Consider the following 15,729-nt stretch of genomic DNA (forward strand, 5'->3'; position numbering starts at 1 on the left):
GCAGGGTTAGTCGGTCCCTAAGGCGAGGCTGAAAAGCGTAGTCGATGGAAAACAGGTTAATATTCCTGTACTTCTGGTTATTGCGATGGAGGGACGGAGAAGGCTAGGCCAGCTTGGCGTTGGTTGTCCAAGTTTAAGGTGGTAGGCTGAGATCTTAGGTAAATCCGGGATCTTAAGGCCGAGAGCTGATGACGAGTGTTCTTTTAGAACACGAAGTGGTTGATGCCATGCTTCCAAGAAAAGCTTCTAAGCTTCAGGTAACCAGGAACCGTACCCCAAACCGACACAGGTGGTTGGGTAGAGAATACCAAGGCGCTTGAGAGAACTCGGGTGAAGGAACTAGGCAAAATGGCACCGTAACTTCGGGAGAAGGTGCGCCGGTGAGGGTGAAGGACTTGCTCCGTAAGCTCATGCCGGTCGAAGATACCAGGCCGCTGCGACTGTTTATTAAAAACACAGCACTCTGCAAACACGAAAGTGGACGTATAGGGTGTGACGCCTGCCCGGTGCCGGAAGGTTAATTGATGGGGTTAGCTAACGCGAAGCTCTTGATCGAAGCCCCGGTAAACGGCGGCCGTAACTATAACGGTCCTAAGGTAGCGAAATTCCTTGTCGGGTAAGTTCCGACCTGCACGAATGGCGTAACGATGGCGGCGCTGTCTCCACCCGAGACTCAGTGAAATTGAAATCGCTGTGAAGATGCAGTGTATCCGCGGCTAGACGGAAAGACCCCGTGAACCTTTACTATAGCTTTGCACTGGACTTTGAATTTGCTTGTGTAGGATAGGTGGGAGGCTTTGAAGCGTGGACGCCAGTTCGCGTGGAGCCAACCTTGAAATACCACCCTGGCAACTTTGAGGTTCTAACTCAGGTCCGTTATCCGGATCGAGGACAGTGTATGGTGGGTAGTTTGACTGGGGCGGTCTCCTCCTAAAGAGTAACGGAGGAGTACGAAGGTGCGCTCAGACCGGTCGGAAATCGGTCGTAGAGTATAAAGGCAAAAGCGCGCTTGACTGCGAGACAGACACGTCGAGCAGGTACGAAAGTAGGTCTTAGTGATCCGGTGGTTCTGTATGGAAGGGCCATCGCTCAACGGATAAAAGGTACTCCGGGGATAACAGGCTGATACCGCCCAAGAGTTCATATCGACGGCGGTGTTTGGCACCTCGATGTCGGCTCATCACATCCTGGGGCTGAAGCCGGTCCCAAGGGTATGGCTGTTCGCCATTTAAAGTGGTACGCGAGCTGGGTTTAGAACGTCGTGAGACAGTTCGGTCCCTATCTGCCGTGGACGTTTGAGATTTGAGAGGGGCTGCTCCTAGTACGAGAGGACCGGAGTGGACGAACCTCTGGTGTTCCGGTTGTCACGCCAGTGGCATTGCCGGGTAGCTATGTTCGGAATAGATAACCGCTGAAAGCATCTAAGCGGGAAACTAGCCTCAAGATGAGATCTCACTGGAACCTTGAGTTCCCTGAAGGGCCGTCGAAGACTACGACGTTGATAGGTTGGGTGTGTAAGCGCTGTGAGGCGTTGAGCTAACCAATACTAATTGCCCGTGAGGCTTGACCATATAACACCCAAGCAATTTGCTTGCTTCGAAGCTGAAAAGCGAAAGAGCACCAGATTGCGGTGTGTGAAGACGAAACGAACCGAAAGTTCGATGTTCACAAACACCGAAAGCTGTCACATACCCAATTTGCTGAAGCGAGGCCAACTGGCCACGACTCAGTACCCGAATTTCTTGACGACCATAGAGCGTTGGAACCACCTGATCCCATCCCGAACTCAGCAGTGAAACGATGCATCGCCGATGGTAGTGTGGGGTTTCCCCATGTGAGAGTAGGTCATTGTCAAGATTAAATTCCGAAACCCCAATTGCGAAAGCAGTTGGGGTTTTGTTTTAGTAGAAGTATCTGTTTTTGCTGGCTTGTTACCGTGTTGACGGGCCAGATAAAGAATTTCTTGACGACCATAGAGCGTTGGAACCACCTGATCCCATCCCGAACTCAGTAGTGAAACGATGCATCGCCGATGGTAGTGTGGGGTTTCCCCATGTGAGAGTAGGTCATCGTCAAGATTAAATTCCGAAACCCCTGTCTGCTAACGCAGACAGGGGTTTTGTCATTTCAGGGTCTGCACAATCCAATGATCAAACCGCTTTACGTGCCTTGCTGATACGTCGAGCCTGCCATTTGCGCCACCAGATGTAGACGCCAGTCCCTGACAACCCCGCAATCAAAACACCTAACACCGCGATCATTACTTGCCCCGTTACACCAATGATCCGTCCACCGTGTATCGGTAACTGCAACCGGTAAAACTGTTCACCTAACGTCCCCTGTCCCGCGATCTCCTGACCTAACAATCGCCCATCGGTACCGTGAAAGAACAGCCAGGACTTACCATGTGCTTCAGTGTCATGCTGCCCGAATCCTGCGCCGTAGAAGTTGTACTCAAAGCTGTAATACATCTCCCCGATTTCTGCTGTCAGCCCTAACCTTTTCCCCTCTTCCAATGCCCTCTCGTACGCCTGTTGATAACTCAATCGAGTCACCCCCAACTCTGAGGAAGGCATTCGTCCTCGCGCCTCGTAGACGCTCGGCTCAATCGGTGAAAACAGCGACACCGTAGGCTTGAACACCTGACTCGGCAAGTTCATGGCCACGCTACTTACCGCGATCGGCAGCAACAACAGCCACAGCCATAATCCACCCGCGCGATGCAGATCGAAGTTAAGCCGATAGGCATGCCCGCCCTTGACCTTCCAGGCCGTCGACCACTTCTTCCAGAACGGCTTGCCACGCGGCAACGTCAGCCACAGCGCCACAAAACAATCGATCACCCACGCGATTGCCACCAGGCCCATCAACCACAGTCCCCAGTTGCCTGGCAGCGTCAGGTTGTAATGGAATTCGAGAATGAACGGGACGAAATTCTCCCGCTGAAAACAGCACTCTCCCCAGTAGCGCTGACCCGTTTGCTGAGCATTTACCGGATCGAGATAGAACACTTGATTGCGCTCATCGAACGGCTTGCCCGTCGCCGGATGTTACGTGGCACCGCCGCCATTAGCGCGGTATGCCCGGCCTCATGCGGATACTCCATGTACCAGACCTGCAGCTTCGGATGCGCAGATTGCACCGCATCAACCAGCTCGCCCGGCGGCAATCGCGAACCCTCGGCAGACGCCGAATAAAACTGCGGGTTCAACCACTCATCCAGCTCATGGTTGAACGCCAGAATGCTTCCGGTAATCCCGGCCAGCAGCAGGAACACTGCCGTGGCCAAACCGACATAGCGATGCAACAAAACCAGAAACGCACGCATGAAAATTTTCCCCACTGAAACGACAAAGCCAGCCCCTGAATTTCAGGGGCTGGCTTTCTTATGCACGAGACAAATGACTTAGAACTGGTAGCTGACCGTCGCCGCGACGTTGCGCTCTTCGCCCATGTAGCAGAAGTTCAGACTGGCGCAGGAAGCGACGTAGGACTCGTTGGTCAGATTGTTCGCGTTCAGGCGTACGTCGACGCCCTTCAAGCCAACCTTGCCCAGGTCATATCCGATCGAGGCGTCGAAGAGTGTGTAGGACGGCACCTTCAAGGTGTTTTCCGCATCCGCCCAGCTGTAACCGACATAACGCACACCACCGCCCAGACGCAGGCCATCGAGCGCTGCGCTGTCGAACTTGTAGTCAGCCCACAACGACGCCATGTGTCGCGGCGCCTGTGTTGGCGAGTTGCCTTTGTTCTCGATCACATCGGTCGGCGTGCTCAAGGTGCTGACCATCGACTTCGAATATTCGATGTCGGTGAAGGTGTAGCTGCCGAGCACTTTTAGGTTCTCGGTCAGTTGCATGTGCGCTTCCAGCTCCAGACCTTGCGAGCGGACAGCGCCTACAGCGCGGTAGAAGTTTTCCTGCGGCAGTTTGGTCGCCAGGTTCTCCTGGTCGATGCGGAACAGCGACGCGGTGAACAGGTTGTCAGTGCCCGGCGGTTGGTACTTCAAACCGACTTCCCACTGCGTGCCATCGGTTGGCGCCAACGGATTACCGGCGCTGTCGGCATAGGAGTTCGGGTTAAACGATTCCGAGTAACTGACGTAAGGCGCCAGACCGTTATCGAACAGGTACAACGCACCCGCGCGGCCGGTCAGTTTGGTGCGTCGGTCGTTGATCTCTGTACCTTCCGGACGCCCCGCTTCAGCGATGCGGTTCTCATCAGAGGTCTCGACCCAATCCTGTCGCAAGCCCAGCGAGAAGCGCCATTTATCCATCTCGATCAGGTCTTGCAGGTATACGCCGGTCTGCTCCAGACGACGCAGATAGCTGGTCTCGCCGTACATATCGATCGCCGAGTTGCCGTACACCGGGTTGAACGCATTGATCGGCGCGAGACCGCCGCTGGTCCAGTCGACCACAGTTTTACGCCGCTGGTAATCCGCACCCATCAACACGGTGTGCTTGGTCGCGCCGGTGAAAAATTCCGCCTGAAGCATGTTGTCGACGATGAACGCATGCAGACGCTCATCACCGCCGGTGTAGTAGCGGTTCAGCTCGTTGCTGGTCGGCGTAGTCCAGCCATAGGCGTAGACCTGATCCATGTTCACTTTCGAATCGAGGTAGCGGAAGTTCTGTCGCGCGGTGAAGACATCATTGAAGCGATGTTCGAACTGATAACCGAACGACTGCTGATCACGCGAGTAACCGTCGATCCCCGGCTCGCCCTCAAAGAAGTGCGGGGAGATCCGGTTGCCGTTGCGCTGATGGATCGTGCCGTCCGCCGGCACGCCGCCGTGGTAGCCGCCATCCGGATCGTGTTGCAGATACGCCTGCAAAGTCAGCGACGTATCTTCATTGAAATCGATGCTGACGGTTGGCGACAGAGCGAAGCGTTTTTCCTTGTTGTGGTCGAACTGCGTGTCGGACTGATCCGTTAACCCGATCAGACGATAGGCAATGCGCTTGTCGTCATCGACCGGGCCGCTGAAGTCAAAACCGACCCCGCGCTGACCTTGCGTACCGACGGTGGCTTGCACCTGATGATAAGCCTCGTAGAGCGGCTTTTTACTGGTCAGTGCCACCAGGCCGCCCGGCGAACTGCGGCCGTACAGAACCGACGACGGCCCCTTGAGAATGTCCACGCGTTCCAGGAAATACGGGTCGACCTGCATGGTGCTGTAAGTGCCGCTGTCGCCCATCGACTTGAGGCCGTCGAGGTAAATGTTATCCACGGAGCCGTCGTTGAAGCCGCGCATCGCCACGTAGTCATAACGATGGGTCGCGCCATACGGATTGGTCAGCACACCCGGGGTGTAGCGCATGGTTTGCGAGACGGTTTGCGAACCTTGGTCGTCCATTTGCTCGCGAGTGACTACCGACACGCTCTGCGAGGTTTCCAGCAATGCGGTACTGGTTTTGGTGGCGATCTGGCTGTGCGTGGCGTTGTAGCCGTCCATGCTGCCTAGCGCGTTGCCGAGGGCGAAGCCTTTGATGTCGGTGGTCGGCAGGGCCAGTGCTTCGGTCTCGGCGATCGGGCGCAGGACGTAGCTGCTGCCATCCTGACTGACCGCTTCCAGACCGGATCCGCCAAGCAAATGGCTCAGCGCCTGATCAGTCGAATATTCACCCTGTACACCCGGCGATTGCCGGCCCTGAGTTTGCTGCGGCGTCATCGACAAGGTGATGCCGGCCTGGCGTGCGAACTGATTCAGCGCTTCGCCCAACGGCCCGGCAGCGACGTTGTAGCGCTGGCCGACTTCACTGTTAACGGTGTCGGCCGCCACGCTGACGCTTGGCAGCACAGCGACGCCCAGCGCGGTGGAAAACAGCGCCGCCCGAATGGCGTGGCGCAACCGGCCCGATTCGCAGGTGAAATTCAGAGGGTTCTTACAGGTGGCGCGGACAGTCATTGTAGGTTTCCGTAGGAAGTCGCAAACGCTTGAATTGAAGTGCTTACTGACTAAGCCGGACTTGCCACAAAAACCCGCCAAAATAATTTCAGACCACACGTTCCAGGGTCACCCACCAGCGTGTGCGATAGCGCAACTGCACCGGCAAGGTCTGCGGCAGGATGGCCAGCAACTTGTCGGTGTCTTCGAGGCGGAACACGCCGGACAGGCGCAAGTCGGAAACCTCTGATGCGCAATTCAGAAAACCCTGACGATAGCGGCCGACTTCCTTGAGGAAATCGCCCAGACGCATATTGCGCGTGACGATCAAGCCGTCGACCCACGCGCCCGCATCCATATCCAGCGCCGGTGCCGGACGCACTTGATAGGGATCGATCAGATAACTCTGTCCGGCCAGCGCTTCGATAACAGTCCCGGCAGAATGAATGGCCACCTGCCCGTGGGTGACGCTCAGCCGCGTGCAATCGCTGTCCTGACGCAGGATGAACCGCGCATTCTGCGGCTCGTAGGATCCGTCACGACTTTGCACGCGCAGTGGCCGCTCGAAGTCAGCGCCTTCATCGGCACCACCACAGGTGACGATGATTTCGCCGCGCGTCAGTCTGATCAGCCGTTGTTGCGCGGTGTAATCCAGATCCACCGCGCTGGCGGTATTGAGCTCGATCCGCGTGCCGTCCGGCAACTGGAAACCACGCCGCTCGCCGGTGGCCGTGGCGTAATCGGCGCTCCATTGCTGCCACGCGGCCGTGTCTTTGGCCAACCATGCGGCGGAGCCCATCAACACTGCGCCAGACAACAGCTTCAACGCCTGCCGACGATTCAGTCCCTGCGCGCTGTTCTCCAGGGTATTGAATGCCACTTGTGCGCCCGGCACCGCGCGCAGGTTGTTGCTCAACTCGGCGTGCAGCGACTGCACGCGTTGCCAGGCCAATTCATGTTCATGATGCTCGGCGCGCCACTGTTCGCACTGGCGATTCAGGCGCGCATTGCCATGGTTATTACGCAGACGCAGCAGCCAGTGAATGGCTTGCTTCACTGCTTTTTGCGGAGGTTCGGCGCGACGGCCGAGGGACAAGTTATCCACAGCCATCAGCTTTCGTACCGCAGCACGTAGCAGTGATACAGCGCATCGGCGACGTAGCGTTCCACCGAGCGCAGCGACAAACCCATCTGCTCGGCGATCTGCTTGTGGGTCAAACCATCGCACTGCGCCAGGAGAAATGCCTGACGCACTCTCGGCTTCAATCCTTCAAGCATGCGCGCAATGCTTTCGAGCAATTCGATCACTAGCGCACGGGCTTCGGCACTCGGCGTTTCGGCTTCGGGCAGATGGGCGATGGTTTCCAGGTAGGCGCGTTCGATTTCCTCGCGGCGCCAATGGTCGATCACCAGACCACGGGCGATGGTGCGCAAAAAGGCGCGGGGTGCTTTCAGTTCGAGGCGTTCGGTGCGTTGCAGCAGGCGCACGAAAGTGTCCTGCGCCAGATCCGCCGCATCCGCCGCGTTGCCCAGCCGCGCGCGCAGCCAAGCGTTGAGCCAGCCGTGATGACTACTGTAAAGCGCCTGAACGGCGAACTCGGGTGAGGACATGAACGCGGCTGCCAAAACGTCACAAATGATAATTAGTCGCATTGTTATCAAGGGTTACAGGTTTTGCAACCGCCGCTCGAACATCCGTCCTAAAAAATTTTGCTGCGCAGGCTCTAGCACGCCGTTCGGCGGGAATCCGAGGCAAAAGCCGGCCATTTCCCACGCAACCCTAAGATTTCTCCTTCACGTGCCGACAGACTGGTGAGACATGCGTGCACCAAAGTAGAGCGACCGGCAGAACGTTGCCTACCCGTCACTGGAAATCAGAGCGGCTGACCCTCAGCGCTACTGAACATCGGAGCTACATGGAATGTTGCATCTGGAACGCATCCCCACCTTCGGCATAAGAAGTCCCATGAAATGAATCTCAAGTTCAGCCATAAAATTTTGTTGGCCGCCTCGGGCGTCGTGGTCCTGGCTTTCGCGTTATTCACCCTCTACAACGATTATCTGCAGCGAAACACCATTCGCCAGAACCTCCAATCCTCCGTACAGCAGGCCGGCGATCTGACCGCCAGCAGCGTGCAGAACTGGATGAGCGGGCGGATTCTGGTGCTGGAAAACCTCGCGCAGAATGTCGCCCATCAAGGCAAAGACGCCGACTTGCCGGGTCTGGTCGATCAACCGGCCTTCACCCAGAACTTCCAGTTCACCTACGTCGGTCAGGCCAACGGTGTCTTCACCCAGCGCCCTGACGCGAAGATGCCGGACGGTTACGATCCGCGTCAGCGCCCTTGGTACAAACAAGCGGTCGCCACCGATAAAACCATGCTCACCCCGCCGTACATGGCCGCTGTCGGTGGCCTGGTGGTGACCATCGCCATGCCGGTGAAACACAACGGCGAATTACTCGGTGTGGTCGGCGGTGACTTGAGCCTGGAAACCCTGGTGAAGATCATCAACTCGGTGGACTTCGGTGGCCTCGGCCATGCGTTTCTGGTCAGCGCTGACGGTCAGGTGATCGTCAGCCCGGACAAAGATCAGGTGATGAAAAACCTCAAGGACATCTACCCGAACAGCAACGTGCGCATCGAAAAGGGCAACCAGAATGTGCTGCTCAACGGCGAGGAACGCATTCTGTCGTTCACCCCGGTCAGCGACCTGCCAAATGCGCAGTGGTACATCGGTCTGTCGATCGATCGCGACAAAGCCTACGCCGCACTCAGCCAATTCCGCACCTCGGCGCTGATCGCGATGTTCGTAGCCGTGGGCGCGATTGCCTTGCTGCTGAGCCTGCTGATCAACGTGTTGATGCGTCCGCTGACCACCATGGGCCGTGCGATGCAGGACATTGCGCAGGGCGAGGGTGATCTGACCCGTCGTTTGGTCGTAGAGAGCAAAGACGAATTCGGCGAACTGGGCAGCGCCTTCAACCAGTTCGTTGAACGCATTCACGCGTCGATTTCCGAAGTGTCCTCGGCAACGCGTCAGGTGCATGACTTGTCGCAACGAGTGATGGCGTCGTCCAATGCCTCGATCGTCGGTTCCGACGAACAAAGTGCGCGCACCAACAGCGTCGCGGCGGCGATCAACGAATTGGGCGCCGCCACGCAGGAAATCGCGCGCAATGCCGCCGATGCTTCGCAGCACGCCAGCGGCGCGAGCGAGCAGGCCGACGATGGTCGTCAGGTGGTGGAACAAACCATTCTGGCGATGACCGAGTTGTCGCAGAAAATCAGCCTGTCGTGCACGCAGATCGAAACCCTGAATGCGAGTACCGACAACATCGGCCACATCCTCGATGTGATCAAAGGCATCTCGCAGCAGACCAACCTGTTGGCGCTGAACGCGGCGATTGAAGCGGCGCGTGCCGGTGAGGCCGGGCGTGGTTTTGCCGTGGTCGCGGATGAGGTGCGTAACCTGGCCCATCGCACCCAGGAATCGGCGGAAGAGATCCACAAAATGATCACTTCCTTGCAAGTCGGTTCGCGTGAAGCGGTGAGCACGATGAACGCCAGTCAAGCGTCGAGTGAGCAGAGCGTCGAAGTGGCCAATCAGGCCGGTTTGCGTCTGGTCAGCGTGACCCAGCGCATCGGTGAAATCGACGGCATGAACCAGTCGGTGGCAGCGGCGACGGAAGAGCAGACAGCGGTGGTGGAAACCCTCAATGTCGACGTTAACCAGATCAATATGCTGAACCAGCAGAGCGTGGCCAACCTCAATGAAACGTTGAAGGATTGCGATGCGTTGTCGCAGCAGGCGAATCGGTTGAAGCAGTTGGTCGACAGTTTCAAAATCTGACCGCACGTCAGACCGAGTTATCGTTCATCGCGAGCAGGCTCACTCCTACAAATAAATCGCGTTCCTTCTGGAGAAATGCGATCAACTGTAGGAGTGAGCCTGCTCGCGATAGCGGTCTAAAACTCACCGCAAAGCTAAAGCCTTAAACAAACAGCCTCAAAACATTCCCCATCGCATCATCGGCAAACCCCTGCACAAAATCCCTGAACCCCGGCAGCGCCTCTTCGCCACCGCCGGCAGGCTCGGCAATGATCGTCCACGTCGCGCGGGATTTGCCCGTGCCCAGCGCTTCCACATTCATCGCCGCCCACAGATTCGCCACGCCCAGCGTGTTGTAAATCGTCGTCCAGGTCATGCTCAGCGCCTGGTCGTCGCGGGAGTTGAGTTGCTCGACCACCACGTTGCCATCCTTGAAAAATTTCTTGCGCAGCGAGGACACGCCCTCGCCGGTCATTTCGATGTGCGACAGCGCCGGAATGAAACGGTCGAAACCGCCGAAATTGCCGACCACCGCCCAGACCTGCGCCGCGTCGACCGGCACTTCCACCGAAGACACAACGTGGCAGCCATGGGGGTTTTTGATCAGGGTGTCGGGTTGCAGAGTGCTCATGGTGTTGCTCCTTATTGTTGGATCAGATGAAGTTGATTTCTTTCAGGTAAGCGCAGCCGCGACGCAGCAGCGCCGGGGACTTCTGCGGGTAGTGCGCGCCCATCTGCTGCACGCCGGCTTCAGCGTTGGCGTGGCCGATCAGGGAGATGTCGCCGATGTCTTCTTCAAAGCCGTTGAGGTAGAAACCGAGCACGCCGAACAGCGCGTTATCGGCGTCGACGCGGCCGAGTTGCTGCTGCCAGTCGGCGACGCTGACCAGTGAGAATTCGCTGCCGGTTTCGCGGAAGGAAGCAACGTAGGCATCCCAACTCAGCGGTTCGGGGTTATGCAGGTTGAACACCGCGTGATCGGGCGAATATCGGCTGGCATGGAAGGCGATAAATCGCGCGAGAAAGTCCACCGGCATCAGGTCGAAATTCAACGCGAAGGCCGGCACCTGGCCGAGCTGAATCGAACCTTTGAGCATCAGCATCAAACGGTTTTTGTGCGGCTGACACACGCCGCTCAGGCTGTTGAAACTGATGTTGCCGGGTCGATACAGATTGACCCGTACGCCGCGTTCCCGCGCGCGTTCGAGGATGCGTTCGCCGACCCACTTCGACAGGTTGTAGCCGTTGCGAATGTAGATCGGTGGCGTCAGTGCGGCGGGCAATTCCAGCACCTGGCCGGCGTCGTCGACGGTGCTGGACGCCGACAGCGTCGAGACAAAATTGAAGACCTTTTTGCTCTGCCCTTCGCACAGGCGCAGCAGGGCGAAAATCGGCTCGACGTTGTCCGCCGCCAGTGACTCGTAGTCGAGCACGTGATTGACGTTGGCGGCGTTGTGCACCAGCGCGCCGAACTCGCGATCGAGACGCTGATAATCGTCGTCGGCCAAGCCCAATTGCGGGCGAGTGATATCTGCCGCGTAAACCCGCACCCGAGTCAGATCCAGATGCTCCAGACGGTTTTCGCGCAGTGACTGCGCAAAGCGCTGCACTGCCGTTTGCCCGCCGCCGTCACGCACCAGACACGCGACCTCGCTGGCGCCCCAACCGAGCAGCGCCTCGACGATGTGCACACCGACAAAACTGTTGGCGCCGGTAACGATAACCTTGTGCACATCGCCCATGCGGCTGATCGGCAGCGGTTCGATATCCAGCGTGCGCTCGGCGTCGGCCATGGCTTGGGCGCTGAGCACGGCGCTGTCATCGGTGCCGCGCACCAGCGTCGCGAGTTTGATGATGGTCGGCAGTTCGATGAAGCGATTGATCGAGATGCTGCGACCGAACTCCTCACGCAAGCGCAGCAACATCCGCGACAACAGAATCGAATGGCCGCCGAGATTGAAAAAGCTTTCGTCGGTGGAGATATCGCTAACAGGCAGCTCCAACAACTCGGCCCAGATCTCCAGCAACAACGCTTCATCAGCATTCGCCGGCAGACATTTCGGGCCGTTGTCCTGCACGCTCACCGGCAATTCCAGCAGCGCTTTGCGGTCGACTTTGCCGTTGCTGGCGAACGGCATGCTCGGCAGTTCAGTCCACGCCACCGGTTGCATGTAGTCCGGCAAAAACTGCTGGGCGTGGGCTTTCAGTGCATCGCGGGAATCGTCGGATTGTGGCTGGGCGAGGAACGCCAGAATCCGCCGCTGCGGATCAATCACCACGGCTATTTGTCGATACAGCTGGCTCTCGCGCAGGCAGCGTTCGATCTCTTCCGGCTCGACCCGGAAACCACGAATCTTCACCTGATTATCGCGACGCCCGCACAGCTCGATGCCGTGCTCGCTCCACTTGGCCATGTCGCCGCTGCGGTAAGCGCGCAGGGTTTCGCCATCGGGCAATTGCAGGTTCAGATAACGCTCGGCAGTCTGCTGCGGATTGTTCAGATAGCCGAGGCAAACGCCGGGGCCAACGATGAACAACTCGCCGACGGTGTGCTCGGGCACCGGTTGCAGATCGTCATCGAGAATCAGCACTTGGCTGTTGGCAATCGGCGCGCCGAGGCTGCGGTTGCTGTCGCCGGGTGTGAGTTGTCGCGCAGTGATCAACACCGTGGCTTCGGTCGGGCCGTAGAGGTTGTGCAGCGTGCCCTGGCGAGTCAGTTGTTCAATGACGAACGGCTCGCAGACATCGCCGCCGGTCATCACTTGCACGCCTTCCAATTGTTCCAGCGGCAGGATGCTCAACAGCGCTGGCGGCAGGAAGGCGTGGGTCAGTTGTCGGCGACGGATCAGTGCGACCAGTTGCAGCGGATCGCGGCGTTGCGTGTCGTCCGGCACCACCAGTTCGGCGCCTGTGAGCAAGGTCGGGAAGATGTCGATCAGCGACGAATCGAAACTCAGTGAAGAGAACTGCAACACCCGACTCTCGGCGTGCAATTGCACGTAGTCGGCGTACCACGCGGTGAAGTGCGCGAGGTTGTGCTGACTGAGCAATACGCCTTTCGGATGCCCGGTGGTGCCCGAGGTGTAGAGCGCCATGCAGGGCGCATCGAGTGCGGGGCGCTGTCGCATCAACGCTTGGCTGAGATCTGCTTGGGCGCTGTCGATGCGACTGACGTCCAGCCCTGCCATGGTTGCGCTGAGCGGATGCTCGCCGTCATGCAGCAACAGCAGCGCTCCGGCGTTGTGCAGGATGTATTGCTGGCGCTGCAGCGGATGGCTCGGCTCCAGCGGCAGATACACCGCACCGCTGCCGAGAATCGCCAGAATTGAAGCGAACAGCGCCGGGCTCTTCGGCAGACAGATACCGACCACCCACGGCTGTGAATGCTGCTCAAGAATCGGCAGCAAACGCTGTTGAATTGCGCGGCTGTGGGCGTGCAATTGGCGGTAGCTGATGGAACGTTCGCCGAGGTGCAGCGCCGGACGTTCGGCATGCTCGATCAGGCTCTGTTGCAGCCGCTCGATCAGCGGGATTTGCGCCTGTTTCAGCAGTGCTGGATTCGCCGTGTGGTTGAGGCGATGGACGTAGGCCAGGCTGTCGAGAAACAGCAGGTTTTCCATCCGCTCGAAATCTGGCGCAGTCACCGTTGAGGCCTGCTGCAGATAGTCCGCATCGCGGGAGAAGCGGCTGACCAGCAACGCCACTTCGTCCACCACATGCGTGAGCACCCGCTGGCGCAATGTCTGGCCGTTGCCGGATGGCTCATCACCAATCGGCACACGGCTGATCAAAGACGAGCCGAGAAAGCACAGCAAATCGAGTGTCGGCAAACCCGCAGCGCTTTGCGCTCCAATACCTAAGCGCAGATGCAAATGCGGGATCGCGCAGAAATCACCGGCGCCGATAAAGCCATCGTCGATGATCAAATCCACCGTCGATTGTGCGGCGCCGCTGCGCGTCAATGCGTGACCGTGTTGTTCCAGTTCCTGCGCCAGGTCGGTCATGGCCTGGCTGGCGCCAATCAGCAAAATGTCGAGACGTTTCATGTCGGCCTCCTCAAACCAGGTAGTCGCGCAGGGCGTGCTGCACGCAAGGCGTGTCGAGCAGCGAACTGTTGTGGAAGAACTTGACGATGTTGCCCACCAGCGGGTGGTGGCGATTGATTGGGAAGGCCAGCCCGGCGATTTCGTCCTTGAGTGATCGCCTTGTGATCTGGCTGACCGGCAGGGCATCGATCAGGCGCATATCAAAGGATTTCTGGATGTCGTTGGTCAGGTAATGGCCGATGAACACCGGCAGAATCTGCGCGATGGTTTCGCGATCAGCGTCGCTCGCGGTGTGCCAATAGATGCGCACCATCCGCGCCCAGAAACTCGAGTGGCGGCCCTCATCGAGCAAGTGGTCGGCCATCAGGCCTTTGATCGACGGCTTGACCGTGTCGTCCCGGGCGAACGCGGCGACGTCGCCAGTCACGGTGTTTTCGGCGATGGCCACGCAGATCAATTCCACGGCGCTGCGCAGGTGTTCCGGGGCCAACGCGACGGCGGCGGGAATCGCTCGGCTGAGTTCGATTTCATCGGGCAACTGGATCGGTTCGATGCCGGTCATCGCCACGGTTTGCTGCATGAAATCCATCGCTACCAACGCGTGGTAATCCTCGTCGACCACCACGGTCATCGCGTCATACCGACAGGCGAACGGAAAGGCCACGGCGAAGCGATTCTTGGCGATGCTGCGCGCGGTCTTGTCGACGATTTCCGTCTCGAAAATCACTACATCGTTGATGAATTTGTACAAGGTCTGCACCAACGCAAAATCACGTTGCTGCGGGCACTCACGCAGGAAGGTTTCGCTGAGCACCAGCGGCTGGCGACTGAGCGGATAGATCAGACGCTCATCGTTTTCCAGCACGCGGCGCGGGCGGGTGCGGATGGTCGCGCGGCTTTCCCAAGTGTCGGCGAACGATTGATAGTCGGCGGCATTCATTGCGCGACCTCCGCCAACGGTTCGCGCATGCTCAGGCGCAGGCCGTCCCACAAGGCGATGCGGCTTTCGACAGCGGCGACGGCGCTGGCGTAGACCTCGGCTTCGCGCTGCGGATCGCCATCGACCAGACGCTCGAGCAGTTGCTCTGCGGCGGGGCCGTGGTCTTCGGAGTCGACTTCGATGTGCCGTTCCAGGTAGTAGCGGAAGGTCGGTGCTTGCTCGATGCCGATGCCCCAGTCGTCGAGGATGCGCTGGAACATGGTCGGGATCACGCTTTCGCGACCGTGCAGAAACGCCGCTGCAACGCTGTGCCCCGGCGCATGGAGGGCGGTGTGCAGGGTGTCGCGGACAAACTGCGCGGCGGCCGGATCGACGTCGATGCTTTTCAGCGCAACGTCGTAGCTCACGCCTTCCTGTTGCAGCGCGACGAAGCGCTCCACTGCCGTGGTACTCGCGCCGATTTCGCGCATTGCATCCAGGTACAACTCGAAATGGCTGTAGTGACCGTGAGCCAGACGATCGTCGGACTCTTCGCCGAGGACGATTTCATTGATCAGCCGTGCCGCACGAGGATCACGCGGCGGTAGCCACGGCAAACGCGTGCAGGTCAGTTCCTGCTGCAGGCGTTTGGTCAGCGACATGAAATCCCACACGGCAAACACGTGGGTTTCCATAAAGCGGCGCAAGACCGATAACGAGGTAATCTCGGAAAAGATCGGGTGAATGCTAAGTTCGGCTTTCTTCAGGGCGAGTTGGTGCTTAGTGGGCATCATGATGTCCTTTATCATTGATTATGGAATGGCACTTTTGTTTCAACTGCGCAATCAGTGGAGCGAAGGCTTACATGTGACTTGTCGACCGGCGACAAAGACTTCCAGACGGAAGTTGTTGTACTGAATGTACTGGCGATTAAAGCCTGTGGCCTGCTGGAGGGCCGCTGTCGTCATGGGTGTGGCATATAGCTTGTGCCGAAGTTTGCAGCGAAGTTCAAACTCGGCGAGAGAAAAGTAATACACGGCAAA

The 15,729-nt window shown here is 58.3% G+C and carries 8 protein-coding genes, 3 rRNA genes and 2 pseudogenes; 5 read left to right on the forward strand and 8 right to left on the reverse strand.

All coding sequences use genetic code 11. The features are described from left to right. The 3 genes from AD669_RS00215 to rrf (AD669_RS00225) form a co-directional block, all read left to right on the forward strand. A 23S ribosomal RNA gene (locus AD669_RS00215) occupies nucleotides 1–1,571 on the forward strand; the annotation flags it as partial. Nucleotides 1,572–1,741: 170 nt separating this feature from the next. Then, nucleotides 1,742–1,857: ribosomal RNA gene (rrf, locus tag AD669_RS00220) — 5S ribosomal RNA — on the forward strand. A gap of 105 nt (nucleotides 1,858–1,962) precedes the next feature. After that, nucleotides 1,963–2,078 (forward strand): 5S ribosomal RNA (rrf, locus tag AD669_RS00225). 72 nt (nucleotides 2,079–2,150) lie between these two features. Here rrf (AD669_RS00225) and AD669_RS00230 read toward each other — a convergent pair. From AD669_RS00230 to AD669_RS00245, 4 genes and pseudogenes are all read right to left on the reverse strand, one after another. After that, nucleotides 2,151–3,328: pseudogene (locus tag AD669_RS00230) on the reverse strand (PepSY-associated TM helix domain-containing protein). Nucleotides 3,329–3,406: 78 nt separating this feature from the next. Beyond that, the gene (locus tag AD669_RS00235) at nucleotides 3,407–5,911 is read right to left on the reverse strand and encodes a TonB-dependent siderophore receptor (protein WP_053116420.1); all 2,505 of its coding nucleotides are present in this window, start codon (nucleotides 5,909–5,911) and stop codon (nucleotides 3,407–3,409) included. Nucleotides 5,912–5,999: 88 nt separating this feature from the next. After that, nucleotides 6,000–7,001: a FecR domain-containing protein gene (locus tag AD669_RS00240; protein ID WP_053116421.1), complete on the reverse strand. Its 1,002-nt coding sequence runs from the start codon at nucleotides 6,999–7,001 to the stop codon at nucleotides 6,000–6,002. Next, nucleotides 7,001–7,501 carry a sigma-70 family RNA polymerase sigma factor gene (locus AD669_RS00245; RefSeq protein ID WP_053116422.1) on the reverse strand — a complete coding sequence of 167 codons (501 nt, stop codon included), beginning with the start codon at nucleotides 7,499–7,501 and terminating at the stop codon, nucleotides 7,001–7,003. The genes AD669_RS00240 and AD669_RS00245 overlap by 1 nt, the downstream gene beginning before the upstream one ends. A 360-nt stretch (nucleotides 7,502–7,861) precedes the next feature. Here AD669_RS00245 and AD669_RS28920 point away from each other — a divergent pair. After that, nucleotides 7,862–8,887, forward strand: a pseudogene (locus AD669_RS28920) (cache domain-containing protein); the annotation flags it as partial. 69 nt (nucleotides 8,888–8,956) lie between these two features. Beyond that, the gene (locus AD669_RS28925) at nucleotides 8,957–9,742 is read left to right on the forward strand and encodes a methyl-accepting chemotaxis protein (RefSeq protein ID WP_371262348.1); all 786 of its coding nucleotides are present in this window, start codon (nucleotides 8,957–8,959) and stop codon (nucleotides 9,740–9,742) included. A 142-nt stretch (nucleotides 9,743–9,884) separates the two neighbouring features. On the opposite strand, the gene AD669_RS00255 is transcribed toward AD669_RS28925, so the two are convergent. From AD669_RS00255 to AD669_RS00270, 4 genes are read right to left on the reverse strand one after another with little or no spacing between them, the layout of a single operon-like run. Further along, on the reverse strand, nucleotides 9,885–10,352 hold the full coding sequence (locus tag AD669_RS00255; RefSeq protein WP_053116424.1) for an SRPBCC family protein: 468 nt from the start codon (nucleotides 10,350–10,352) through the stop codon (nucleotides 9,885–9,887). A 22-nt stretch (nucleotides 10,353–10,374) separates the two neighbouring features. Next, nucleotides 10,375–13,767 carry a non-ribosomal peptide synthetase gene (locus AD669_RS00260; RefSeq protein WP_053116425.1) on the reverse strand — a complete coding sequence of 1,131 codons (3,393 nt, stop codon included), beginning with the start codon at nucleotides 13,765–13,767 and terminating at the stop codon, nucleotides 10,375–10,377. Nucleotides 13,768–13,777: 10 nt separating this feature from the next. Next, the gene (locus AD669_RS00265; protein WP_053116426.1) at nucleotides 13,778–14,707 is read right to left on the reverse strand and encodes a diiron oxygenase; all 930 of its coding nucleotides are present in this window, start codon (nucleotides 14,705–14,707) and stop codon (nucleotides 13,778–13,780) included. Beyond that, nucleotides 14,704–15,480, reverse strand: coding sequence for a DUF3050 domain-containing protein (locus AD669_RS00270; RefSeq protein ID WP_053116427.1), 777 nt, complete (start codon nucleotides 15,478–15,480; stop codon nucleotides 14,704–14,706). Before AD669_RS00270 ends, AD669_RS00265 begins: the two co-directional genes overlap by 4 nt. Between the last annotated feature and the right edge of the window lie 249 nt (nucleotides 15,481–15,729).

This window comes from Pseudomonas sp. P1.31 (assembly GCF_001269815.1).
In the GTDB taxonomy this organism is placed as follows: Bacteria; Pseudomonadota; Gammaproteobacteria; order Pseudomonadales; family Pseudomonadaceae; genus Aquipseudomonas; species Aquipseudomonas rustica.

Bases quoted from the DNA above. Each gene is read 5' to 3' on its own strand.
- AD669_RS00235 (WP_053116420.1), bottom strand. From the start codon at position 5,911: ATGACTGTCCGCGCCACCTGTAAGAACCCTCTGAATTTCACCTGCGAA.
- AD669_RS00255 (WP_053116424.1), bottom strand. From the start codon at position 10,352: ATGAGCACTCTGCAACCCGACACCCTGATCAAAAACCCCCATGGCTGC.
- AD669_RS00240 (WP_053116421.1), bottom strand. From the start codon at position 7,001: ATGGCTGTGGATAACTTGTCCCTCGGCCGTCGCGCCGAACCTCCGCAA.
- AD669_RS28925 (WP_371262348.1), top strand. From the start codon at position 8,957: ATGGCGTCGTCCAATGCCTCGATCGTCGGTTCCGACGAACAAAGTGCG.
- AD669_RS00260 (WP_053116425.1), bottom strand. From the start codon at position 13,767: ATGAAACGTCTCGACATTTTGCTGATTGGCGCCAGCCAGGCCATGACC.
- AD669_RS00245 (WP_053116422.1), bottom strand. From the start codon at position 7,501: ATGTCCTCACCCGAGTTCGCCGTTCAGGCGCTTTACAGTAGTCATCAC.
- AD669_RS00265 (WP_053116426.1), bottom strand. From the start codon at position 14,707: ATGAATGCCGCCGACTATCAATCGTTCGCCGACACTTGGGAAAGCCGC.
- AD669_RS00270 (WP_053116427.1), bottom strand. From the start codon at position 15,480: ATGATGCCCACTAAGCACCAACTCGCCCTGAAGAAAGCCGAACTTAGC.